Raw genomic sequence first — 23423 nt, 5'->3', positions numbered from 1 at the left:
GAGTGAACTCAATGTGTCGGAACGGTGCACCACGAGTGCATTCGGCCTTTCCGGGAGCCAGTTCGGCTCTCGGTGGGCTGCTGTTAACTTTTCGTTGAGTCGTGGTTGGCCCATAACTTGGAATCGCTTCCTAGCGTCTTCGACGTGCCACCTAGTTCAACGAACCCCACACGGATCGCCGTGCTCGCGGATTCGGACACCCGATGGAAATGGGGTGCGCTGACCGCGCGCCGCATCACGCCGGGTGAAACCGTCCTCGACGGCTTCCTGCTGCGCGGCCGGGCCACGCCCACCGCCCGGCAGCTGGCCGAGGTGGGCGTGCCCGCCGACTCCCTCACCGAGGTCACCGCCGTCGAGTTCCTGCGCGCCATGGCCGAGGGGGCGTACGACGTCCTCGTCCTCTCCCTCGTCGGCGGCGGCGTCCAGGCCATGCTGCACGGCCTCAAGCGCGTGTGGGAGGACGTCCCCGAGCGGCCCGTCGTCGTCACCGGCTATGTCGGCGTCGTCTACGAGAAGCTCACCGACGGCCTGCTCCTGCGGCACGGCGCGGACCTCGTCCTCGCCAACTCCCGGCAGGACGCCGAGCGGTTCCGCGCGGTGTACGAAGGGGTCGGCGCCGACGCCGACTCGGTCACCGAGGTGGCCCTGCCGTTCCTCGGCGGCGCCCCCTACGCGGGCGAACACGACCCGTACACCGTGGTGTTCGCCGCCCAGCCCTCCGTCCCGGACTCCCGCAAGGACCGGACGTACCTGCTGGAACGGCTCGTCCGGCACGCGCGGCTGCACCCCGAGCGCGAGGTGCTGCTCAAGCTGCGCTCCAAGCCGGGTGAACACACCACGCACATCGAGGAGCTGCCCTACCAGAAGCTGGCGCAGAAGCTCGATCTGCCGCCCAACTTCAGCCTGGTGTACGGCAACATGGGCGAGGTCCTCGACCGCACCGACCTGCTGGTCACGATCAGCTCGACGGCCGCGCTGGAGTCGCTGCACCGCGGCATCCCCACCGTGGTGCTCACCGACCTCGGGGTCCGTGAGGTCCTCGGCAACCACCACTTCGTCGGCTCCGGGTGCCTCGCCTCCTGGGAGCAGCTCGACGACGGGCACCGGCCGGCGGCGGACGCGGAGTGGGTGGCCCGGCAGGGCGTCGCCGTCGACGGGGCGTTCGACGCCGCGCGGGAGCGGGTCGCCAAGCTGCTCGCGCAGCCGGGAGGGCGTGCGCCGCTCACGCCGTACTACACGCCGGCCAGCGCGCCCGGGTATCTGCCCGGCATCCTCGCCCGGCATCACCTGGGGCCCGACGGGGCGGTGCTGCCGGGGGCGCCCGCGCACGACAAGGAGCCGGGGGCCGTTCGGCAGATCGTGCGGCGAGCTGCGCGGGGCGCGTATCGCCACGGCGTGCAGCGGGTCGCTCCTGTCATCCGGCGGATGGGGGAGCTGTGACAGGGCGCTCCGCCGACTCGGCCGGGGTCGCTTCGGGCCGTGATTCGTCTGCTGCGCCGTCGTGGCTGGTCGCGCAGTTCCCCGCGCCCCCAGAAGGCGGCCTCGCGCCCAGCGGCGCTGATCAGCACAGCCCCGCGCCCCTTGGGGGCGCGCTTCCGCGCAAGGAGTGCAGTCCATGACCAACTCGCCTTCATCCATCGGGGATTCGGTGCGTCGCGTGCTCGCCGTGATTCCCGCCCGTGGTGGGTCCAAGGGTGTGCCCGCCAAGAACCTCGCGCCTGTCGGGGGTGTTCCGCTGGTCGCCCGGGCGGTGCGGGAGTGTGTCGCGGCGCGGTTCGTGACCGATGTGGTCGTGTCCACCGACGACCAGGCCATCGCCGCCGCCGCCCGCTCGGCCGGTGCCGAGGTCGTGCTGCGTCCCGCCGCCATCGCCGGGGACACCGCCACCTCCGAGGCGGCCGTCCTGCACGCCATGGACGCCCACGAGGCCCTGCACGGCTCCTCCGTCGACGTGGTCCTGCTCGTGCAGTGCACCAGCCCTTTCGTCGTCCGCGAGGACATCGACGGCGTGGCCGGGGCCGTCGTACGGGGCGGCGCCGACAGCGCCGTCACCGTCGCCCCCTTCCACGGCTTCGTCTGGCGCGACGCCGAGGACGAGAGCGAGGGCGGCGTCGGCGTCAACCACGACAAGTCCTACCGGCCCCGCCGCCAGGACCGTCCCCAGGACTACCTGGAGACCGGCGCCGCGTACGCCATGGACGCCGCCGGGTTCCGCACCCACAACCACCGCTTCTTCGGCCGCACCGAACCGGTCCGCACCGACCCCGCCCGCGTGCTGGAGATCGACGACCCGCACGACCTGGCGCGCGCCCGCGCGCTGGCCCCGCTGTTCGACGCGGACCGCCCCGGCGCCCTTCCCACCTACGACGACCTCGACGCCGTAGTCCTCGACTTCGACGGCACCCAGACCGATGACCGGGTGCTGATCGACTCCGACGGACGGGAGTTCGTCTCCGTGCACCGCGGAGACGGGCTCGGCATCGCCGCCCTGCGCAGGAGCGGGCTGAAGATGCTGATCCTGTCCTCGGAACAGAACCCTGTGGTCGCCGCCCGCGCCCGGAAGCTCAAGCTCCCGGTGCTGCACGGCATCGACCGCAAGGACCTCGCACTGAAGCAGTGGTGCGAGGAGCAGGGCATCGCGCCGGAGCGCGTGCTCTACGTCGGAAACGACGTCAACGACCTCCCGTGCTTCGCCGTCGTCGGCTGGCCCGTGGCGGTCGCGAGCGCCCACGACGTCGTGCGCGGCGCCGCACGCGCGGTCACCACCGTCGCGGGTGGCGACGGCGCGATCCGAGAGATCGCCGGCTGGATTCTCGGACCCTCGCTCGACTCTCTCGACCCCTCCACCAAGTAAGGACACCCCTGACATGAGCACCAACTCCCGTCTGCGCACCTTCGGCACGCGCGAGGTCGGCCCCGGCAAGCCCGTCTACATCTGCGGCGAGATCGGCATCAACCACAACGGTGAGCTGGAGAACGCCTTCAAGCTGATCGACGCCGCCGTCGAGGCCGGCTGCGACGCCGTGAAGTTCCAGAAGCGCACCCCGGAGATCTGCACCCCGCGCGACCAGTGGGACATCGAGCGCGACACCCCCTGGGGCCGGATGACCTACATCGACTACCGCCACCGCGTGGAGTTCGGTGAGGACGAGTACCGCCAGATCGACGAGTACTGCAAGGACAAGGGCATCGACTGGTTCGCCTCCCCGTGGGACACCGAGGCCGTCGCCTTCCTGGAGAAGTTCGACGTCCCCGCCCACAAGGTGGCCTCCGCCTCGCTGACCGACGACGAGCTGCTGCGCGCCCTGCGCGCCACCGGCCGCTCGGTCATCCTCTCCACCGGCATGTCGACCCCCCGCCAGATCCGCCACGCGGTCGAGGTCCTGGGCTCCGACAGCATCGTCATGTGCCACGCCACCTCGACCTACCCGGCCAAGGCCGAGGAGCTCAACCTCCGCGCGATCAACACGCTGGAGAAGGAGTACCCGAACGTCCCGATCGGCTACTCCGGCCACGAGACGGGCCTGCAGACCACCCTGGCCGCGGTCGCCCTCGGCGCCGTCTTCGTCGAGCGCCACATCACCCTGGACCGCGCCATGTGGGGCTCCGACCAGGCCGCCTCCGTCGAGCCGCAGGGCCTCACCCGCCTCGTGCGCGACATCCGCACCATCGAGGCGTCCCTCGGTGACGGCGTCAAGAAGGTCTACGACTCCGAGCTCGGCCCGATGAAGAAGCTGCGCCGCGTCACCGGTGTCGTCGCCGAGGCGGAGATCGCCGCCGCCGCGGGCGAGCCGGTCTCCGTCTGAGCACTCCGATCCACCCGGACCAAGATCCTCCTACGACGGGACGGTCGTACCGCCGATGAGCCCCCGCGCCGGGAATGCCGGCCCCCGCACTCTCGCGTTCGTCGAGAGCCCGGTACAGCTGCTGAACGTACTGGAATGGGCGCACGCGCATGCGCCCGGCGCGGGGCTCGCACTCGTGGTCCTCTCGCCCGTCGACCCGATGACCCGCGGCCAGCTACGCCGGATGGCGGAACTGGCCCGCGAGGAGGGATACGAGGTCCGCTGGGAGGAGGCCCGCGGGGGCACCGCGGCCCCCTTCCACACCATCGGCGGGCTCATGGGCCCGCTGCGCCGGGCCGAGCGGATCGTCATGGGCGATCCGTTCTCCCGGTACGTCCAGCTGCTGCTGACCATCACCCGGGCCCGTGAGCTGGTCGTCGTCGACGACGGCACCGCCACCATGGAGTTCGTCACCCAGCTCGCGCGCGGCGAGAAGCTGGTGCGCTGGCACCGCAAGGGCAGCAGGCCCGGCCCCCGCGACCTGGTGTTCGCGCCCGTGTCCTCCGCCGCGCGCCGCCGCCTGACCCCGGGCGGGCAGCGGCAGGTCGAGGTGTTCTCGTCCATGCCGATCTCCGAGAGCCCGGACGGCGTCACGGTCACGGCCAACTCCTTCGCCTGGACCCGCGCCCGGTTCGGGCCGCCGCGGATCACCAAGACCGCCGACATGGTCGGTACGTCGCTGGTCGAGACGGGTGTCGTCGACGGCGACCGCTATCTGGAGGCCGTCACCGGCCTCGCCCGGACGCACGGCGCCACGCGCTACTTCGCCCATCGCCGTGAGAGCGCCGAGAAACTGCACCGGCTCGCCGTCGAGACGGGGCTGGAGGTCGTGCGGCCCGATCTTCCGCTGGAGCTGATCGCCCGGCGTGGGCCCATCGGGAAGACGATCCTGAGCTTCCCCTCGACCGTGGTGCACACGTTGCCGCTGGCGCTGGCCGGCACGGATGTTCGAGTCGCCGTGTGTGACATCGACCCCCGGTGGCTCACGCAGGGTGCGTCGCCCCGGGCGCAGGGGTTCCTGTCCGGGGTGACGGGATCCGCGCGTGATGTGACGCGGCTGGCGGCGGTTGCTGCGGGGTGAGGGGTTGAGCGGGATGAGTGGGCTGAGCGGGTTGGGCTTTCGTCACTGAGCGTGTTCTTCGCGTGTCGCCGTTGTGGTGTGTGACCTGACACAGTGCGATCCCGACAGGCGAACACTCCCGTCGTACTCGAGTGAACCGTGGTATCCGTGGAGGGAGTGAGGTCGCTCGTCGCGGATTTCATGATCGACAAGGCTGGCGGGCGGGCGAGTTTACCCATCGCAGTCCGCAGCTATGCCTGGGGCGGTCAGATTTTCTTCCCCTAACGGGCTGAACTTTTGTTGATCGCGGGTCAGTTGACCGTCCCGGCGTCCTACCCTTCAGAGGGTGAAGCAACCCATGTCCCTTGAGTCCGAGGCCGTTCCTCCCGGGGAGGCCGTGCTTCCCGGCACGCTCCCCGAGGAGCTCCGTGCCGAACTCGTGGCTTTCCGCCGCGACTTGCACATGCACCCCGAGCTGGGAAACCAGGAGTTCCGTACCACCGCGGCGATCAAGGCGCGGCTGGAGCGGGCGGGCCTGAAGCCGCGGGTGCTCGACATGGGGACCGGGCTCGTCTGTGACATCGGTGTGCCCGACGGGGTGTGGAGCGGCGGCCCCCGCATGCTCGCCCTGCGGGCCGACATCGACGGGCTGCCCATCCCTGACGCCAAGACCGAGTGCGCGTATCGCTCGACCGTGCCCGACCGGGCGCACGCGTGCGGTCACGACGTGCACACCACCGTCGTGCTCGGGGCCGGGCTGGTGCTGGCCGATCTGCACCGGCGGGGGCTGCTGCCCCGGCCCGTGCGGCTGCTGTTCCAGCCCGCCGAGGAGGTGCTGCCCGGCGGGGCCGCCGACGCCATCGAGTGCGGTGTGCTGGACGGGGTCGAGCGGATTCTCGCCGTGCACTGCGACCCCCGGGTGGACGCGGGGCGGATCGGGCTGCGGGTGGGTGCGATCACCTCCGCGTGCGACCGGCTGGAGATCGCCCTCGGCGGGCCCGGTGGGCACACCGCGCGGCCGCATCTGACGACCGACCTGGTGACGGCCGCCGCCCGGGTCGTCACCGATGTGCCGGCGCTGATCGCCCGGCGGGTGGACACGCGGGCCGGGCTGGCCGTGACCTGGGGGCGGATCGAGTCGGGGCATGCCTCGAACGTCATTCCGCAGCATGCCGAGCTGTCCGGGACCGTGCGGTGCCTGGACATCGAGGCGTGGCGGCAGGCGCCGGACCTCGTCGTCGCGGCGATCGACGAGGTCGCGAATCTGCACCGGGCGAAGTCGGAGATCACGTATGTGCGGGGGGTGCCGCCGGTCGTCAACGACGCCGGGGCGACGGCGCTGCTGCGGGACGCGATGACCGCGCGGCGGGGGGCCGACTCCGTCGAGAGCACCGAGCAGAGTCTGGGTGGCGAGGACTTCTCCTGGTACCTGGAGCACGTTCCGGGCGCCATGGCGCGGCTCGGTGTCCGCCCGCCGGGCGAGCGGACCGTGCGGGACCTCCATCAGGGTGACTTCGACGTCGACGAGTCGGCGATCACGGTGGGGGTGGAGCTGTTCACGGCCGCGGCGCTGGTGGACGAGGGCGTGTAGCTCCGCGCTTGCCGGCGTCGCGCCTGCGGTTTGTGGGTGGTGCGGGGCCGGGCCGGGGGGTGTCCGTCCTCGGTCCGCCGAACCAGTTGCTTACGGGGGTGCTGGTGTCTGACGGCGGCCGCTGCGGGCGGACAGCCCCCGCCCCGTCCCCTCCCCGCCGTACGCGCCTGACGTCCAGGATCGTGGCTGCTGCCCGCCGCCCGTCGCCGCGGGCTGCGCGCGCCGCCGCTGCGGGCATGCGTGCCTCCCCCAGTGCCTTAAGGGCCTGGGAGGTACCCCCAGGGCGGCACGGGTGGGCGCTGGGGGTCCCCCTCCGGGGGAGGCACCTCGCTGACGCCGAGCTGCGATACGCCCCCCGCCTCAGCAACCGCCGGGCGGTACCTCGCTGACGCCGAGCTGTGAAACGCCCCGCCCCCGCCGAACACGCCCCGGCTGCGAAACGCCGCGTCGAGGCCCGGCCTCCTCGGGCAGGCCACCCCCGCCTCACCCCCAGTCGCCCGCTCGGGTTGCGGGCGGGTCGGAGGGGAGGGAGTCTGACCGTGAGTGCGGGCGGCCTGTGGTCCTCTGTCCTTTTCGAACCAGTGGGTAACGAGGGCGTAACCGGCCATCGGCACGAATGGATAACGGCCGCGCGGAACCCCGTTCCCAGGAGTGTCTACGCGCGTTAATCTGCGCCGAACCTAGCACCCACTGCGGGGCTGTGGAGAATGGGGAACTTCAGATGCGTCGGATATCCAAACTGACTCGCGTCGCGGTGGGGGTCGCGTCGATCGCGCTCGCTGCCACGGCCTGCGGCGGCACCAGCAGCGACGGTGGCGACAGCGGCGACAAGCAGGACCTCGGCCTCGCGATCGCCTACGACATCGGCGGCAAGGGCGACCAGTCCTTCAACGACGCCGCGTACGCCGGTCTGCAGAAGGCCCAGAAGGAGTTCGGCTACAAGACGGCCGACATCGAGCCCACCGAGGGCGAGACGGACGCCGACAAGCAGCAGCGTCTGGAGACCCTCGCCAAGCAGGGCTACAACCCGGTGATCGGCATCGGCTTCGTCTACGGCCCCGCCATGGAGGCCGCGTCCAAGAAGTACCCGGACACCACCTTCGGCATCGTCGACTCCGTGGTCGAGGCGGACAACGTCGCCTCCCTGGTCTTCGCCGAGCAGGAGGCCTCCTACCTCGCCGGCGTCGCCGCCGCCAAGGCCACCAAGAGCAACACGGTCGGCTTCGTGGGCGGCGTGGACATCCCGCTGATCCACAAGTTCGAGGCCGGCTACAAGCAGGGTGTGACCGACACCAACGCCAAGGTCAAGGTCATCTCCCAGTACCTGACCCAGACCGCCGAAGAGGGCGGCTTCTCCAGCCCCGACAAGGGCAAGGCCGCCGCCGAGGGCCAGATCGAGAAGGGCGCCGACGTCATCTACGCGGCCGCCGGTCTGTCCGGCCAGGGCGTCATCGAGGCCGCCTCGAAGGCCGGCATCTGGGCCATCGGTGTCGACTCCGACCAGTACAAGCAGGAAGCCCTCGCGGCGTACAAGGGCAAGATCCTCACCTCCGCGCTGAAGGACGTCGGCGGTGCGGTGTACTCGCTGGCCGCGTCGGTCCAGGACGGCAAGCCGCTGTCCGGCGTGCAGACCTTCGACCTGAAGGTGAACGGCGTGGGCCTGTCCGAGAGCAACCCCGAGTTCGCCAAGATCGCCGGCCTGACCGAGGCCGTGGCCGCGGCCAAGGAAGGCATCACCAGCGGTCAGATCAAGGTCAAGACCGAGTAGTACCGAGTGGTTGCCGGGCCGTGTCCGGCAGCGCCGCAGCGGTTCAGAGCGGGCGGGTGCGACTTCGCACCCGCCCGCTCCGTTGCGTTCGGTCCCGGTCGCCGTACGTCACCTTCCCTTTGCGTTCGGCAAGCCCCGGCGGGCGCCGCGGAGTTAGCTTGGCCACGGCCGGATAACAAGGTGGACAGAAGGGGTTTTCAGGTAGGTCTACGCGCGTTAATCTGCGGCGAAGCCAGCGCCGAAGCTGAACCGTCCTCCGGCGCTTGTACGACAGGAGCACCACAACATGCGCCGGATTTCCCGGATCACGGTCGCAGGCGCAGCGACCGCCTCTCTGGCCCTCGCCCTCTCCGCCTGCGGCGGCACCTCGACGTCGAGCTCGTCCGCCGACTCGAAGGGCGACCTGGGCCTGGCCATCGCGTACGACGTCGGCGGCAAGGGCGACCAGTCCTTCAACGACGCCGCGTTCTCGGGCCTGGAGCAGGCGAAGAAGGAGTTCGGCTACGACACGGCCGACATCGAGCCCACCGAGGGTGAGACGGACGCCGACAAGCAGCAGCGTCTGGAGTCCCTGGCCAAGCAGGGCTACAACCCGGTCATCGGCGTCGGCTACGCGTACGCCGCCGCGGTGAAGGGCGCCGCCGAGAAGTTCCCGAAGACCACCTTCGGCATCGTGGACGACTCCACGATCGAGGCGAAGAACGTCGCCGACCTGGTCTTCTCCGAGGAGCAGGCGTCCTACCTCGCCGGTGTCGCCGCCGCCAAGGCCACCAAGAACGACACGGTCGGCTTCGTGGGCGGCGTGGACATCCCGCTGATCCACAAGTTCCAGGCCGGCTTCGAGCAGGGCGTCAAGGACACCAAGCCGCAGGTCAAGGTGCTCACCCAGTACCTCACCCAGACGGCCGAAGAGGGCGGCTTCTCCAGCCCCGACAAGGGCAAGTCGGCCGCCGAGGCGCAGATCGAGAAGAAGGCCGACGTCGTCTACGCGGCGGCCGGTCTCTCCGGTCAGGGCGTGATCGAGGCCGCCGCCGCCAACAAGGTCTGGGCGGTGGGCGTCGACTCCGACCAGTACAACCAGGAAGCGCTGGCGAAGTACAAGGACTCGATCCTTACCTCCGCCATGAAGGACGTCGCCAAGGCGGTCTACAACCTGGCGAAGTCGGTCGAGGACGGTAAGCCCGTGACCGGTATCGTTCGGGGCGATCTCAAGAGCGGCGAGGTGAGCCTGTCGAACTCCAACCCGGAGTTCGCGGACAATGCCGAGATCCAGAAGGCCGTCGAGACCGCCAAGGAGAAGATCATCAACGGCGCGATCAAGGTCAAGAGCAGCTGAGCGGAAACACCTTGAGCAGGGTGTGACCGAGGGGTTGCGTTCGCTCGACCGGGTGCGGGGAGACTTTGCTTCCCGTACCCGGTTGTCGGCGATGCGTGGCCCCCTGAAATGCCGTAGGGGCGCTACGCGCGTAGACGACCCCCGTCCCCAGGAGTGTGCGCCATCAACGCGTCCAGCAGCCCTCCGGCCGGAGCGGCGGTCAACGATTCGGTGACCGCCGTCGAACTCGCCGGGATCACGAAGCGATTCCCCGGTGTCGTGGCCAACCACGACATCCACCTCACCGTCCGCAAGGGCACCGTCCACGCCCTCGTCGGCGAGAACGGCGCCGGCAAGTCGACCCTGATGAAGATCCTCTACGGCATGCAGAAGCCGGACGAGGGCACCATCGCGGTCGACGGCGAGCAGGTGAGCTTCTCGTCCCCGGCCGACGCCATCGCGCGCGGCATCGGCATGGTGCACCAGCACTTCATGCTCGCGGACAACCTCACCGTCCTGGAGAACGTCGTCCTCGGCAGTGAGAAGCTCTACGGCATCGGCGCCAAGGCCCGGCGCCGGATCAAGGAGCTCTCCGACCGCTACGGACTCGGCGTCGAGCCCGACCGCCTCATGGAGGAGCTCGGTGTCGCCGCCCGCCAGCGCGTGGAGATCCTCAAGGTCCTCTACCGCGGCGCCACCAAGCTGATCCTCGACGAGCCCACCGCGGTGCTCGTCCCGCAGGAGGTCGACGCGCTCTTCGACAACCTCCGCGAGCTCAAGGCCGAGGGCCTGTCGGTCATCTTCATCTCCCACAAGCTGGGCGAGGTGCTGTCCGTCGCCGACGACATCACCGTCATCCGGCGCGGTACGACCGTGGGGACCGCGGTTCCTTCGGAGACGACTCCGCGTCAGCTCGCCGAGATGATGGTCGGCAGCGAACTGCCCACCCCGGAGACGGCCGAGTCCACCGTCACCGACCGGCCCGTGATCACCGTGGACAAGCTCCGGCTCGAGGCCGAGGGCGGCAAGGCGCTCCTCGACGACATCACCTTCACCATCCACGCCGGTGAGGTCCTGGGCATCGCCGGCGTCGAGGGCAACGGCCAGACCGAGCTGGTCGACGCGCTCATCGGCCTCAAGGGCGCCGACTCCGGCACGATCACCCTCGCCGAGGAGGAGATCACCGGCTGGGCCACCCGCAAGCGCCGTGAGCAGGGCATCGGCTACATCCCCGAGGACCGCCACCGCCACGGACTGCTCCTGGAGGCCCCCCTCTGGGAGAACCGCATCCTCGGCCACGTCACCGAGAAGCCCAACGCCAAGGGCATCTGGCTGGACCCGAAGGCGGCCCAGGAGGACACGCGGCGGATCGTGACGGAGTACGACGTCCGCACCCCGGGCATCGACGTCACCGCGGCCTCCCTGTCCGGCGGCAACCAGCAGAAGCTGATCGTCGGCCGCGAGATGAGTTCCAAGCCGCGCTTCCTGATCGCCTCCCACCCCACCCGCGGTGTGGACGTCGGCGCCCAGGCGGCGATCTGGGACCACATCCGCGAGGCGCGCCGCGAGGGCCTGGCCGTACTGCTGATCTCCGCCGACCTCGACGAGCTGATCGGCCTGTCCGACACGCTCCGGGTGATCTACAACGGCAAGCTGGTCGCGGACGCCGACCCGGCCGGCATCACCCCCGAGGAGCTGGGCTCGGCGATGACCGGCGCCGCCGCCGGACACCTTGCGCACGAAGAGACGCCGGAAGCCCCCGAAGACGAGGCCCGCTGATGAAGAAGTTCGACAAGGAGCGCGTGCTCCTCGCCGTGGCCGGCCCGGCCATGGCGCTCGCCGTGGCCTTCGTGATCAGCGCCGTCGTGCTGCTCGCCTCGGGCAAGAACCCGGTCGAGCCGTTCCAGATCATGTTCGAGCAGCTCGGCTACTCGGACAAGCAGGTCCTGATCATCAACCAGGCCTCGCTGTACTACATCGCGGCTCTGGCGGTGGCCATCGGCTTCCGGATGAACCTGTTCAACATCGGCGTCGACGGCCAGTACCAGCTCGGCGCCATGCTCGCCGCGATCGTCGGCGCGCACATGAACCTGCCCGCGGTGATCCAGGTCCCGCTGCTGCTCCTGGCGGCCGCCGCGACGGGCTCGCTGTGGGCCGGTATCGCCGGTGTCCTCAAGGTCACCCGTGGTGTGAGCGAGGTCGTGTCGACGATCATGCTCAACGCCATCGCCGTCTCCGTCATCTCCTACCTGTGGCTGCCCAACGTCCTCGGCGTGAAGCAGGGGAACAACAACACCACCGGCGAGATGCACGAGTCCGGCTGGATCCCCGGCTTCGACCTGGGTGACGCCGGCGAGATCTACGGCCTCGTCGTCCTCGCCGCGCTGCTCGGTATCGGCTACTGGATCCTCCTCAACCGCACCCGCTTCGGCTTCGACCTGCGCGCCTCCGGCGCCTCCGAGTCGGCCGCCACGGCCAGCGGTGTGAACCCCAAGCGCATGGTGCTCAGCGCCATGCTGCTGTCCGGTGCCATCGCGGGTCTGGCGGGTCTGCCGATCCTGATGGGCAGCACGCACACCTACAACCTGAACTTCCCCACCGGCATCGGCTTCCTCGGCATCGGCATCGCGCTGCTCGGCCGCAACAGCCCGGTCGGCATCCTCTTCGCCTCGCTGCTGTGGGCCTGGCTCGACAAGGCCTCCCCCGAGCTGGACTTCTACGACTACGACAAGGAGATCGCGGTCATCATGCAGGGCATCATCGTCCTCGCGGTGGTCGTCTCCTACGAGGTCGTACGCGAGTGGGGTCTGCGCCGCCAGCAGCGCCGCGTCGGCGCCGAGCTGGCCGCCGGGCACGTCCTGGGCGCCACCGACAACAACGTGAAGAAGGAGGTGGCGGGCTGATGACCACCGCGACCGACGTCAACCAGCCCACGCTGGAGCCCGCGGCCCCGGCCGGCCGCCGTATGTCCCTGCCGGTCCTGATGCTGGTCATCGCCGGCGGCCTGGCGCTGACCTCGATCGTCCGCCTCATCACGGACGCCGACGGCATCACCAACGTCAGCCAGATGTCCACCGCCCTGCAGCTCGCCGTGCCGATCGGCCTCGCCGGTCTCGGCGGTCTGTGGGCCGAGCGCGCGGGCGTCGTCAACATCGGTCTCGAAGGCATGATGATCCTGGGCACCTGGTTCGGTGCCTGGGCGGGCTTCCAGTGGGGCCCCTGGACCGGTGTCGTGGTCGGCATCCTCGGCGGCGCCCTCGGCGGTCTGCTGCACGCCTTCGTCACCGTGACGTTCAACGTCAACCACATCGTCTCCGGTGTGGCGATCAACATCCTCGCCCTCGGCGCCACCCGCTACCTGGCCCCGCTGGCCTTCGAGGGGCACTCGGGCGGCTCGGCCAAGCAGTCCCCGCCGGTGGACTCCCTCGGCCACTTCACGGTGCCAGGACTCTCCGACTGGCTGCGCGACCTCAACAACGAGGGCTGGTTCTTCGTCTCGGACGTCGCCGGTCTCCTCGGCGGCCTGGTCACCAACGTCTCCTGGCTGACCCTGATCGCCGTCGCGCTGATCCCCGGCACCTGGTGGGTGCTGTGGCGCACCGCGTTCGGTCTGCGCCTGCGCTCCTGCGGCGAGAACCCGGTCGCGGCCGAGTCCCTCGGTGTGAACGTCTACAAGTACAAGTACATCGCCGTGATCATCTCCGGCGGCCTGGCCGGCCTCGGCGGCGCGTTCCTGTCGATCGTGGCCAACCCCTTCTACCTGGAGGGCCAGACCGCGGGCCGCGGCTACATCGGTCTGGCCGCGATGATCTTCGGCAACTGGATGCCGGGCGGCCTCGCCCTGGGTGCCGGTCTGTTCGGTTACACCGACAGCCTCAACCTGCGCGGCGGCTCGGAGAACGTCCACGCCCTGCTGCTGCTCGGCGCGCTGCTGCTGCTCATCGGCGCCGTCTGGCTCGTGATCGCCAAGAAGTACCCCTCGTCGATGATCACCGCTGTGATCGGCGCGCTGGTCCTGGCCTGGTACGTGGGCACCAACGAGGTCCCGAACCAGGTCGTCGCCGCCACGCCGTACGTCATCACCCTCGTCGTGCTGGCCCTGTCCGCCCAGCGTCTGCGCATGCCGAAGGCGGACGGAATGCCGTACCGGAAGGGACAAGGCAAGTGACCTTCGACTGGGAGGCCCTGCGGGCCGTGGCACGGGAGGCCATGTCCCACGCCTACGCGCCCTACTCGGGCTTCCCGGTCGGGGTCGCGGCCCGCGTGGACGACGGCCGCACGGTCTCCGGCTGCAACGTGGAGAACGCCTCCTACGGGCTCGGGCTGTGTGCCGAGTGCGGGCTGGTCTCGGAGCTCCAGCGCACCGGGGGCGGCCGGCTGACGCACTTCACCTGTGTGGACGGCCAGGGCGACATCCTCGTCCCGTGCGGCCGCTGCCGGCAGCTGCTTTACGAGTTCGGCGGGCCGGACCTGCTGCTGGAGACACCTGCGGGGATCCTGCCGCTGTCGCGGATGCTGCCGCAGGCCTTCGGGCCGGACCATCTCAGCAAGTGACACCACCCCGCGGCCCCTCTGAGAACACCGGCTCAGAGGGGCCGCGACTTTCTTCAGAACGTCGGAAGGAAAGCCATGGCCATGGACGCCATCTCCGTCATCCGCACCAAGCGGGACCGCGGTGAGCTCAGCGACGAGCAGATCGACTGGGTCATCGACGCGTACACCCGCGGCGAGGTCGCCGACGAGCAGATGTCCTCGCTCGCCATGGCGATCCTGCTCAACGGCATGAACCGGCGCGAGATCGCCCGCTGGACCGCGGCGATGATCGCCTCCGGCGAGCGCATGGACTTCTCCTCCCTGTCCCGCCCGACGGCCGACAAGCACTCCACCGGCGGCGTCGGCGACAAGATCACCCTCCCGCTCGCCCCGCTGGTCGCCGCCTGCGGCGCGGCCGTCCCGCAGCTGTCCGGCCGCGGCCTCGGCCACACCGGCGGCACCCTGGACAAGCTGGAGTCGATCCCCGGCTGGCGCGCCCTGCTCTCCAACGAGGAGATGCTGCACGTCCTCGACACCACCGGCGCGGTGATCTGCGCGGCGGGCGACGGCCTGGCCCCGGCCGACAAGAAGCTGTACGCCCTGCGCGACGTCACCGGCACGGTCGAGGCGATCCCGCTGATCGCCTCCTCGATCATGTCGAAGAAGATCGCCGAGGGCACCGGCTCCCTGGTCCTGGACGTCAAGGTCGGCACCGGCGCCTTCATGAAGACCATCGAGGACGCCCGCGAGCTGGCCTCCACCATGGTCGGCCTCGGCACCGACCACGGCGTGAAGACGGTCGCCCTGCTCACGGACATGTCGACCCCGCTCGGCCTCACCGCGGGCAACGCCCTGGAGGTCCGCGAGTCCGTCGAGGTCCTCGCGGGCGGCGGCCCGGCCGACGTCGTCGAGCTCACCGTCGCCCTGGCCCGCGAGATGCTCGACGCGGCCGGAGTGAAGGACGCCGACCCGGCGAAGGCCCTGGCCGACGGCTCCGCGATGGACGTCTGGCGCCGCATGATCGCCGCGCAGGGCGGCGACCCGGACGCCACGCTGCCCGTCGCCCGCGAGCAGCACGTGATCAAGGCGCCCGCCTCGGGCGTCCTCACCCGCCTCGACGCGTACGGCGTCGGCGTCGCCGCCTGGCGCCTCGGCGCGGGCCGCGCCCGCAAGGAGGACCCGGTGCAGGCGGGCGCGGGCGTCGAGATGCACGCCAAGCCCGGCGACACCGTCACCGAGGGCCAGCCGCTGCTGACCCTGCACACGGACACGCCCGAGCGCTTCGAGTACGCCCTCCAGGCGGTCGAGGGCTCCTACGACGTCGCCGCGCCCGGCACGGCCTTCACGGCCTCGCCGGTGGTGCTGGAGCGCATCGCCTGACCGGGAGTCCCGCTCTCCCGCCCGAACGGGACCGTGCCCTCGCGCCGGTCCCGTTCGGCATGCCGGCCGTCAGCCGAGCAGTGCCGCCACGACCACCAGGACCGGCACCGACACCACCGTCGACAGCAGGATCGCCTCCCGGGCCAGCACCTCGCCGACCCGGTACGTGCTCGCGTACGTGAAGAGGTTCTGGGCGGCGGGCAGCGCCGAGGTCACCACCACGTCCAGCAGCGGCGCCCCGCGCAGGCCGAAGACGCCCGCCGCCAGGAGCCAGGCGGTCACGGGCTGCACGAGCGTCTTGAGACCGACGGCCAGCAGGACCGGCGCCCGCTCCGCGCCGCGCAGTGGCAGGGAGCTGCCGCGCAGGGCGATACCGAAGGCCAGCAGCGCGGCGGGCACGGACATGTTGCCGATGAGCGTGAGCGGGTCCAGTACCGGGGCCGGCACCCGCAGGCCCGCCGCCGAGACCGCCACCCCGGCCAGCGATCCCACGGCTATCGGGTTGCGCAGCGGCGTCAGCACCCGCTGCAGCAGCGGACGCTTCGCCCCGCCGCTCGCCAGGTCCAGCACCGTCACCGCGACCGGCGTCACGCCGACCAGCTGGAACAGCAGCACCGGTGCCACCAGTGAGGCGTCGCCGAGGACGTACACCGCGATCGGGATGCCCAGGTTCCCCGAGTTGACGTACCCCGCGCACAGCGCGCCGATCGTCGTACGGGCCACCCCCCACCGGCGTACGACACCCACCGCCACGAACAGCCCGGCCACGGCCGCCGTGCTCAGCGCCGTCACCAGCAGCCGGGTCGAGAAGATCACCGACAGGTCGGCCTGGGCCAGCACGGTGAACAGCAGCGCCGGGGTGGCCACGTGGAAGGCGAGCCTGGTGAGGACGTCACGGCCCTGCTCGCCCAGATAGCCCCGCAGACCGATCACATACCCGACGCCGATCACCACGACGATCACGGCGAAGCCGCTCAGTACCCCCTGCACGGTGCCTCTCCGGCGGGCCGGCGGTCGGCTTCGGGACAGACGTGCGGCGCGGGCGGCTCTGGTGGTCGGGACACGGCAGCAACCCTTGGGCAGGGCTCGGGCCCCGGTCAATGTGACGCCGACTACGCGGGCGCCGCGATGAGTTCCCGGAGTCCGTGCGGTCTACCGCACGTGGACGCCATGAGACCCGCCGTACTCGTGATCGCAGGCCCCGTCACCCGGAGCGAGGTGACGGGGTGGTGCGATGCCGTGCGCAGCGCGCTGGAGTCGACCCGCGCCGGGGTCGTGGAGTGCGATGTGGCCGGGATCGGGCCGCCGGGGCTCGCGGCCGTCGACCTGCTGGCGCGGATGCAGCTCACCGCACGCAGGACCGGCGGCCGGATACGGCTGCGCGACCCCGACCCGGCGCTATGCGCGCTGCTCGATCTCGTCGGGCTCTGCTTCGAGGTGCGGGGGCAGCCCGAACAGCGGGAACCACCGTTCGACGTCGAGGAAGAAGTGGAAGCCGGTGATCCGGCCCGCTGAGATCTCCAGGACCTGGATCGCCCAGGGGGTGTAGCCGCCCTTCTCCTCGTCCGGCTTGTAGTGCGCGAAGCCGGGCAGGCCGTTGACCTCGACGGCGCGCAGCCGCGAACCGGCGCAGCCGGCGCCGAGCGTGGTCATGAAACCGGTGATGTCGTCCGTGCCCACCAGCCACAGGTCGAACGGCGGCATCGTCATGACGGCGTCCTCGTGCAGGATCGCGGTCAGCGCCGCCATGTCGTAGCCCTCGAAGGCCGCGACATAGCGCTCCAGGAGCTTCTTCTGCTCCTCGTCCAGCGGGTCCGACACGGCCGCGTCGGCGCCCGACTCGGAGCGCTCCGAGAGCGTGGCGCGGGCCCGCTGGAGCGCGCTGTTGACGGAGGCGACCGAGGTGTCGAGCAGCTCGGCCACCTCGCTCGCCCGCCACGCCAGCACCTCGCGCAGGATCAGCACCGCGCGCTGCTTGGGCGGCAGTTGCTGGAGGGCGGCCATGAACGCGAGCCGCACCGACTCCTTGGCGACGGCCGCCTCCGCCGGGTCGGCGGTCGTGGGCAGCACCCGGGTGTCCGGCATGGGCTCCAGCCAGGTGTGGTCGGGACGGGGGGAGAGCGCGGCCTGCGCCAGCGGGGTCGCCTCCGACAGGTCCATCGGTCTGGCCCGCTTGTTGCCCGCGGTCAGCATGTCCAGGCAGACGTTCGTCGCGATCCGGTACAGCCAGGACCGGAGGCTGGAGCGGCCCTCGAACCTGTCGTAGCTGCGCCAGGCCCGCACGAGTGTGTCCTGGACCGCGTCCTCGGCCTCGAAGGAGGAGCCGAGCATGCGGTAGCAGTAGCCCGTCAGCTCGACGCGGTGCTTCTCCAACTCGACGTCGAGGTCTGTCGTCGTCGCGGTGTTGCCCATCGTCCACCCACCCCTGTGGCCGGTCCTGTGTCGTACGCCTCATTGCGTCCAGCACTTCGGAAGCTACCCCAGCCCACTGACAATGGCCCGCCGTCCCAGCAAAACAGCTGGTCAACGGGCCCTTCCCTGCCTGTTGCGCGTTGCGGGGTGCAGGTCCGCCGCCGCCGTTCGCGCAGCTCCCCGCGCCCCCTTGAATGCGCGGTTCCGCCGTGACCGTTCGCGCAGTTCCCCGCGCCCCTGCGGCCTACGCGGCCGGCGCCCTCGCTCCTGGGCGTTTCCGGGCGCGGGTCCGCCGTGGGCGTTCGCGTAGTTCCTCGCGTCCCTTGAGTCTGCGGGTCCGTCGTGGCCGTTCGCGCAGTTCCCCGCGCCCCTTGAATGTGCGGGTCCGTCGTGGCTGGTCTCGCAGTTCCTCGTGACCCTTTGGTCGTCCTTGCGTCGGTGGGGTGGCGGGCGTGGTCGCTTTTAGGGGCGCGGGGAACTGCGCGACCAGCCACATGCGGGCCGCACCTGGCCGGGGAGGGGATGGATCCACCACGCCTTCTTCGGGGGCGCGGGGAACTGCGCGAACGGCCATGACGGACCCGCACCCGGCGAGGAAGGGGATGGTCCCTTACGCCGCCCGGGCCGCTGCAAGCGATGCCGCCCTCGTGCCGGCGAGCGTGATCCCCACAACCCCCACCACCGCGGCGACGCCGACCCCCACCGTCCCGCCCCAACCCCCCGCGTGGAACGCCACCGCCCCGACCGTGCTGCCGACACTGGAGCCGACGTAGTACGCGGACTGGTAGAGCGCGGAAGCCTGCGCACGCCCCCGCGTCGCGGTCCTGCTGACCGCCGAGGACGCCACCGCGTGCCCCGCGAAGAAGCCGGCCGTGATGAGGACCAGGCCCAGCAGGACGAGGACGAGGGAGTCGGCGAGGGACAGCAGTAGACCGGCCGCGGTCGTGCCGCCGGCCAGGTACAGCGCGCCCCGGCGGCCCACCCGCCCCTGAAGACGGCCGGCGGTGGACGCCGACACCGTACCCACGAGGTAGACCAGGAAGATCGAGCCGACGACGCCCTGCGGCAGGGAGAACGGCTCGTCCGTCAGGCGGTAGCCGATGGCCGTGTACACCCCGCCGAACACCGTCATGAACAGCGCCCCGATGGCGTAGAGCCGGCGCAGCAGCGGATCGGCGAGGTGGTCGCGGACCGTGCGGACGAGCACCGCAGGACGCAGCGAGCCCGGCGTGAAGTGCTTCGGCGCGGGCAGCAGCAGCCGGAAGGCGACCGCGCAGGCCACCGCCAGCACACCGATCACACCGAGGGCGGCCCGCCAGCCCCACTCCTGGGCCACCCAGCCCGTGACGACCCGCCCGCTCATCCCGCCGACGCTGTTGCCCGCGACGAACAGACCGATCGCGGTGACCAGTGCCCGCGGCCGGACCTCCTCCGCGAGATACGCCGTGGCCGAGGCCGGCAGGCCCGCCAGCGCCGCGCCCTGCACCGCGCGCAGCGCCACGAGGGCGGGCAGCGAGGGTGCGAGGGGGACGAGGACCGCCACGGTCACGGCGACCGCCAGGGACCAGGTCATGACCGTACGCCGCCCGAACCGCTCCGACAGCGCGCTCATCGGGAGCACGAACACCGCGAGGCCGCCCGTCGCGGCCGCCACCGTCCAGCTCGCCTGTCCCGCGCTCACCCCGAAGTCGGCGGAGATCATCGGCAGCAGCGCCTGCGTGGCGTACAGCAGGGCGAACGTCGCCACACCGGCCAGGAAGAGCGCGAGGCTCATCCGCCGGTAACCGGGACCGCCCGGAGTCATCCGGGAGTCGGCGGTGGGTGCGGCGGGGGACGGGAGAGCGGCGTCCACGACGGTGGACGCCCCGGTATGGGCGGGATTCATGCTTCGACCGTACGGAGATCGCCACTCATCCGTCCAATGCATGGAATCGGCATAATCGTTCCTGTGATGCATCAGCAGAGGTCAGGTCAGCGCCTGTCACCGAGTGGTGACACAGAAGACATCGTCGCCCTGCTCGCGCCGCGCCTCGCGCACTTCGCCGGGGTCGCCCGCACCGAGCACGTGACACGGGCCGCGCAGGAGATGAACGTCCCCCAGTCGACGCTGTCGCGCGCGATGGTCCGGCTCGAACAGGACCTGGGCGTGGAACTGTTCGCCCGCCGCGGCCGGACCGTGTCGCTCACGCCCGCCGGACGCACCTTCCTCGGCTCCGTCGAACGGGCCCTCGCCGAGATCGAACGGGCGGCCGAGGAGGTGCGCGCCGACGCCGACCCGGCGGCAGGCAAGGTCGCCTTCGGCTTTCTGCACACCATGGGCGCCGAGACCGTGCCGGGACTGATCCACGCCTTCCGCGCCGACCACCCCCGGGTCCGCTTCAGCCTGGTGCAGAACTACGGCGAGGCCATGCTGGAGCGGCTGCGCGCGGGGGAGCTCGACCTGTGTCTGACCTCGCCCGTCCCGGACGCCCCCGACCTGGTCGGGCGCCGGCTGGACGAGCAGAAGCTGCGGCTGGTGGTGCCCGCCGACCACCGTCTCGCCGCACGCAGGCGGGTACGGCTCGCCGAGGCCGCCGACGAGGCGTTCGTGACCCTGGAGCCCGGCTACGGACTGCGCCGGATCACCGACGACCTCTGCAAGGAGGCTGGTTTCCGGCCCCGGATCGCCTTCGAGGGCGAGGAGGCGGAGACCCTGCGGGGCCTGGTCGCCGCCGGACTCGGTGTCGCACTGCTGCCACCGCCCGCCGTGCCCCGGCCGGGCGTCGCCGAACTGACGGTGACGGCCCCGCGCGCGGCCCGCGAGATCGGCGTGGCCTGGCTGGAGGGGAGGCCGGACACCCCGCCCGTGGCGGCGTTCAAGAAGTTCCTGCTGTCCAGGCGCGGCCGCTTGCTGCACGAATGAGACGGGACCTAGTGGTGCCGCAGCGACCGTCCGAACCCGGACGCCAGGGGCATGCGCAGCCCGAGCGGCGGCGGGGCGGCGAGGGCGTCCTCGACCGGGCGGGAGAAGGCGCGGTTGAACAGGGCGCCCATCACGAAGTCCTCGGTCAGGCACATCACTTCGTCGCGATGCTGCTGCAGGGCGTGCCGGTCCGAGTGAACCTCGAAGCGGCACACCTCGCGGTTCGCTTTCTTGGCGCGCGTCGCGAGCCGGAAGGACAGCTCGGGGTCGGTGCGCTCGTCGTTGGTGCCGTGCACGATCAGCACCCGGCGTCCGGCGAGCTGTTTCACCGGTTCGGGTGGTGCGGCCATGTCCTCCTCGGGCAGCCAAGGGGCGAGCGCGACCACGGAGTTGACGGCCTCGTGGCCGCCCGAGTGCAGCGCCGCCCGGCCACCCATGTCGATTCCCGCCAGGCACACGGGGACGTCGCCGTAGCGGCGTACGGCCTCGTCGGCGGCCCAGGAGGCGTCGCGGGCGAGGTGGGCCTCGCTGCCGTTCCAGCCGCGGTAGCGGTAGTGGACGACGTGCGCGGCCAGGCCCTCCTGCCGTCCCGCCCGGGCCAGACGGCGTCCGAGCGCGCGGACGGAACCCGCCGCGAGCAGGGCGGACGGACGGCGGGTCGACCGCTCGTCGCCGCCCGGGAGCAGCAGCACCACCCCGCTCACCGCCGTCGGTTCCGGACCGAACGCCCGTCCCAGCCGGGCTTCGCGAACCGGCGTCGCATGCTGTGCCATGACAGAACAGTGTCAGAAGCGTGCGTGTACGCCACCCGTCCGTGGGGTCACCGTTGCGTATCGGCCGAGTTGTCGCGGCGGGCGATCTACGCGCGTAGGAGTTAGAGTGCGGAAATGACGAGCCAGACTGACCGGATGGGGACCACCCCGAGCCCGGACCAGATCCGCCGGGCACCCAAAGTACTGCTGCACGACCACCTCGACGGCGGGCTGCGGCCCGGCACGATCGTCGAACTGGCCCAGGAACAGGGCTACTCCGCGCTCCCCGAGACCGACCCGGCCAAACTGGGCCTCTGGTTCCGCGAGGCCGCCGACTCCGGCTCCCTGGAGCGCTACCTGGAGACCTTCTCGCACACCGTCGGCGTCATGCAGACCCGCGACGCCCTCGTCCGGGTCGCCCGCGAGTGCGCGGAGGACCTCGCCGAGGACGGCGTCGTCTACGCCGAGGTGCGCTACGCCCCCGAACAGCACCTGGAGGGCGGGCTCGGCCTGGAGGAGGTCGTCGAGGCCGTCAACGAGGGCTTCCGGCAGGGCGAGCGCACCGCCCGCGAGAACGGCCACCGCATCCGCGTCGGGGCGCTGCTCACCGCCATGCGGCACGCCGCCCGTGCCCTGGAGATCGCCGAACTCGCCAACCGCTACCGCGACCTCGGCGTCGTCGGCTTCGACATCGCCGGAGCGGAGGCGGGCTTCCCGCCCACCCGGCACCTCGACGCCTTCGAGTACCTCAAGCGCGAGAACAACCACTTCACCATCCATGCCGGTGAGGCCTTCGGGCTGCCATCCATCTGGCAGGCCCTCCAGTGGTGCGGCGCCGACCGGCTCGGCCACGGGGTGCGCATCATCGACGACATCGAGGTCAAGGACGACGGCACGGTCCACCTCGGCCGCCTCGCCTCCTACGTCCGCGACAAGCGCATCCCGCTGGAGATGTGCCCGAGCTCCAACCTCCAGACCGGTGCCGCCGCCTCCTACGCCGAGCACCCCATCGGGCTGCTGCGCCGCCTCCACTTCCGTACCACGGTAAATACTGACAATCGACTTATGTCGGGCACGAGTATGAGCCGGGAATTCGAGCATCTCGTCGAGGCGTTCGGTTATACGCTCGACGACCTCCAGTGGTTCTCCGTCAATGCGATGAAATCAGCGTTCATTCCTTTCGATGAACGACTGGCGATGATCAATGACGTCATCAAGCCCGGTTACGCCGAGCTGAAGTCCGAATGGCTGTTTCAACAGACCGCTTCGACCAGCGGTTCTGGCTCCTCGGAGGGCTGATCGGGGGACGGGGAATGCGGGCGGGCTTTCACAAGCCGTCCGCATTTCGGTGTTTGCGGTGGGCCCTGTGGCGTGTTTACGTTCGGGAACCGCTTCCGTCCCCCGTTCAGTCTTCGATTTCAGTCAAGGACGCATTTAACGATGAAGCAGTCTGCTGCCAAGACCCTCGGTGTCGCCGCTCTCGGTGCCGCCTTCGCCGCGACCGGCGCGGGCGCCGCGAACGCCGCCCCGGCCCTGCCCGACGCCGGCCAGGCGCTTGGCACCGTCGCCCAGGTCCTGCCGGGTGCCGGTGAGGCCCTCAGCCAGGCACAGCCCGCCCTCGCCGCCGGCGTCGCCGCCGCGCAGCCCGTTGCCGAGAAGGCGCTCGCCGACGGTCCGACCAAGCCGGCCGCGGGCCTGCTCGGCGGTCTGCCGGTGGGCGGCCTGCCCACCAAGGGCCTGCCCGTGAACGGCCTCCCGCTGGGCTGACCCAGGCACCCCTGCGCCGGGGGGGGGGGGGGGGGGGGGGGGGGGGGGGGGCCAAGGGGGGAGGGGGGGGGGGGGGGGGACACGAGAGAGGAAGGGGC

The 23423-nt window shown here is 71.0% G+C and carries 20 protein-coding genes; 16 read left to right on the top strand and 4 right to left on the bottom strand.

The annotated features are described in order from the left end of the window. The first annotated feature begins 144 nt into the window (after positions 1 to 144). The 12 genes from ACZ6SQ_RS15990 to ACZ6SQ_RS15935 all read left to right on the top strand — a co-directional run bounded on the left by ACZ6SQ_RS15990 (position 145) and on the right by ACZ6SQ_RS15935 (position 15492). Complete coding sequence (locus ACZ6SQ_RS15990) at positions 145 to 1440, top strand: DUF6716 putative glycosyltransferase (RefSeq protein WP_469561769.1); 1296 nt, start codon at positions 145 to 147, stop codon at positions 1438 to 1440. 175 nt (positions 1441 to 1615) lie between these two features. Continuing rightward, positions 1616 to 2854, top strand: coding sequence for a cytidylyltransferase domain-containing protein (locus ACZ6SQ_RS15985; RefSeq protein ID WP_469561766.1), 1239 nt, complete (start codon positions 1616 to 1618; stop codon positions 2852 to 2854). A gap of 13 nt (positions 2855 to 2867) precedes the next feature. Then, on the top strand, positions 2868 to 3806 hold the full coding sequence (locus ACZ6SQ_RS15980; protein WP_469561763.1) for an N-acetylneuraminate synthase family protein: 939 nt from the start codon (positions 2868 to 2870) through the stop codon (positions 3804 to 3806). 55 nt (positions 3807 to 3861) lie between these two features. Beyond that, positions 3862 to 4926 (top strand): hypothetical protein, encoded by a 1065-nt coding sequence (locus ACZ6SQ_RS15975; RefSeq protein ID WP_469561761.1) that lies wholly within the window; start codon positions 3862 to 3864, stop codon positions 4924 to 4926. A gap of 337 nt (positions 4927 to 5263) precedes the next feature. Next, positions 5264 to 6496, top strand: coding sequence for a M20 family metallopeptidase (locus ACZ6SQ_RS15970; protein WP_469561758.1), 1233 nt, complete (start codon positions 5264 to 5266; stop codon positions 6494 to 6496). A 721-nt stretch (positions 6497 to 7217) separates the two neighbouring features. Then, the gene (locus ACZ6SQ_RS15965; RefSeq protein ID WP_469561755.1) at positions 7218 to 8264 is read left to right on the top strand and encodes a BMP family lipoprotein; all 1047 of its coding nucleotides are present in this window, start codon (positions 7218 to 7220) and stop codon (positions 8262 to 8264) included. A 286-nt stretch (positions 8265 to 8550) separates the two neighbouring features. Then, positions 8551 to 9600, top strand: a complete 1050-nt coding sequence (locus tag ACZ6SQ_RS15960) for a BMP family lipoprotein (protein WP_469561752.1) — start codon at positions 8551 to 8553, stop codon at positions 9598 to 9600. A gap of 210 nt (positions 9601 to 9810) precedes the next feature. After that, complete coding sequence (locus ACZ6SQ_RS15955; RefSeq protein ID WP_469561749.1) at positions 9811 to 11358, top strand: ABC transporter ATP-binding protein; 1548 nt, start codon at positions 9811 to 9813, stop codon at positions 11356 to 11358. Continuing rightward, a complete protein-coding gene (locus ACZ6SQ_RS15950; RefSeq protein ID WP_469561746.1) occupies positions 11358 to 12482 on the top strand; it encodes an ABC transporter permease in 1125 nt (374 codons plus the stop codon). Before ACZ6SQ_RS15955 ends, ACZ6SQ_RS15950 begins: the two co-directional genes overlap by 1 nt. After that, positions 12482 to 13747 carry an ABC transporter permease gene (locus tag ACZ6SQ_RS15945; RefSeq protein WP_469561743.1) on the top strand — a complete coding sequence of 422 codons (1266 nt, stop codon included), beginning with the start codon at positions 12482 to 12484 and terminating at the stop codon, positions 13745 to 13747. The genes ACZ6SQ_RS15950 and ACZ6SQ_RS15945 overlap by 1 nt, the downstream gene beginning before the upstream one ends. Next, positions 13744 to 14133: a cytidine deaminase gene (locus ACZ6SQ_RS15940; protein ID WP_386377497.1), complete on the top strand. Its 390-nt coding sequence runs from the start codon at positions 13744 to 13746 to the stop codon at positions 14131 to 14133. Before ACZ6SQ_RS15945 ends, ACZ6SQ_RS15940 begins: the two co-directional genes overlap by 4 nt. Before the next feature lie 81 nt (positions 14134 to 14214). Then, positions 14215 to 15492, top strand: coding sequence for a thymidine phosphorylase (locus tag ACZ6SQ_RS15935; RefSeq protein ID WP_469562187.1), 1278 nt, complete (start codon positions 14215 to 14217; stop codon positions 15490 to 15492). A gap of 69 nt (positions 15493 to 15561) precedes the next feature. On the opposite strand, the gene ACZ6SQ_RS15930 is transcribed toward ACZ6SQ_RS15935, so the two are convergent. Then, positions 15562 to 16482 (bottom strand): AEC family transporter, encoded by a 921-nt coding sequence (locus ACZ6SQ_RS15930; protein WP_469561739.1) that lies wholly within the window; start codon positions 16480 to 16482, stop codon positions 15562 to 15564. Between the two features lie 138 nt (positions 16483 to 16620). On the opposite strand from ACZ6SQ_RS15930, the gene ACZ6SQ_RS15925 reads away from it, so the two are divergent. Continuing rightward, a complete protein-coding gene (locus tag ACZ6SQ_RS15925) occupies positions 16621 to 17007 on the top strand; it encodes an STAS domain-containing protein (protein ID WP_469561736.1) in 387 nt (128 codons plus the stop codon). Here ACZ6SQ_RS15925 and ACZ6SQ_RS15920 read toward each other — a convergent pair. Both ACZ6SQ_RS15920 and ACZ6SQ_RS15915 read right to left on the bottom strand, forming a co-directional pair. Then, complete coding sequence (locus tag ACZ6SQ_RS15920; protein WP_386377502.1) at positions 16891 to 17904, bottom strand: sigma-70 family RNA polymerase sigma factor; 1014 nt, start codon at positions 17902 to 17904, stop codon at positions 16891 to 16893. The two genes, ACZ6SQ_RS15925 and ACZ6SQ_RS15920, sit on opposite strands and share 117 nt — an antisense overlap. Positions 17905 to 18514: 610 nt before the next feature. Then, positions 18515 to 19789: an MFS transporter gene (locus tag ACZ6SQ_RS15915; RefSeq protein ID WP_469561732.1), complete on the bottom strand. Its 1275-nt coding sequence runs from the start codon at positions 19787 to 19789 to the stop codon at positions 18515 to 18517. 63 nt (positions 19790 to 19852) lie between these two features. Here ACZ6SQ_RS15915 and ACZ6SQ_RS15910 point away from each other — a divergent pair, with 63 nt between their 5' ends. Beyond that, on the top strand, positions 19853 to 20806 hold the full coding sequence (locus tag ACZ6SQ_RS15910) for a LysR family transcriptional regulator (protein ID WP_469561729.1): 954 nt from the start codon (positions 19853 to 19855) through the stop codon (positions 20804 to 20806). A gap of 8 nt (positions 20807 to 20814) precedes the next feature. Here the strand turns inward: ACZ6SQ_RS15910 and ACZ6SQ_RS15905 are convergent, their stop codons facing one another. Continuing rightward, entirely contained in the window at positions 20815 to 21579 is a 765-nt protein-coding gene (locus ACZ6SQ_RS15905; RefSeq protein WP_469561726.1) for an alpha/beta hydrolase family protein, read from the bottom strand. A 114-nt stretch (positions 21580 to 21693) separates the two neighbouring features. Between ACZ6SQ_RS15905 and ACZ6SQ_RS15900 the strand changes: the two genes are divergently transcribed. Both ACZ6SQ_RS15900 and ACZ6SQ_RS15895 read left to right on the top strand, forming a co-directional pair. After that, the gene (locus ACZ6SQ_RS15900) at positions 21694 to 22857 is read left to right on the top strand and encodes an adenosine deaminase (protein WP_469561724.1); all 1164 of its coding nucleotides are present in this window, start codon (positions 21694 to 21696) and stop codon (positions 22855 to 22857) included. Between the two features lie 141 nt (positions 22858 to 22998). Further along, positions 22999 to 23325, top strand: coding sequence for an ATP-binding protein (locus tag ACZ6SQ_RS15895; RefSeq protein WP_389320085.1), 327 nt, complete (start codon positions 22999 to 23001; stop codon positions 23323 to 23325). Positions 23326 to 23423: the final 98 nt, after the last annotated feature.

Source organism: Streptomyces sp. NPDC048600, from assembly GCF_055587025.1.
This window is presented reverse-complemented; position numbering and strand designations above follow the sequence as displayed.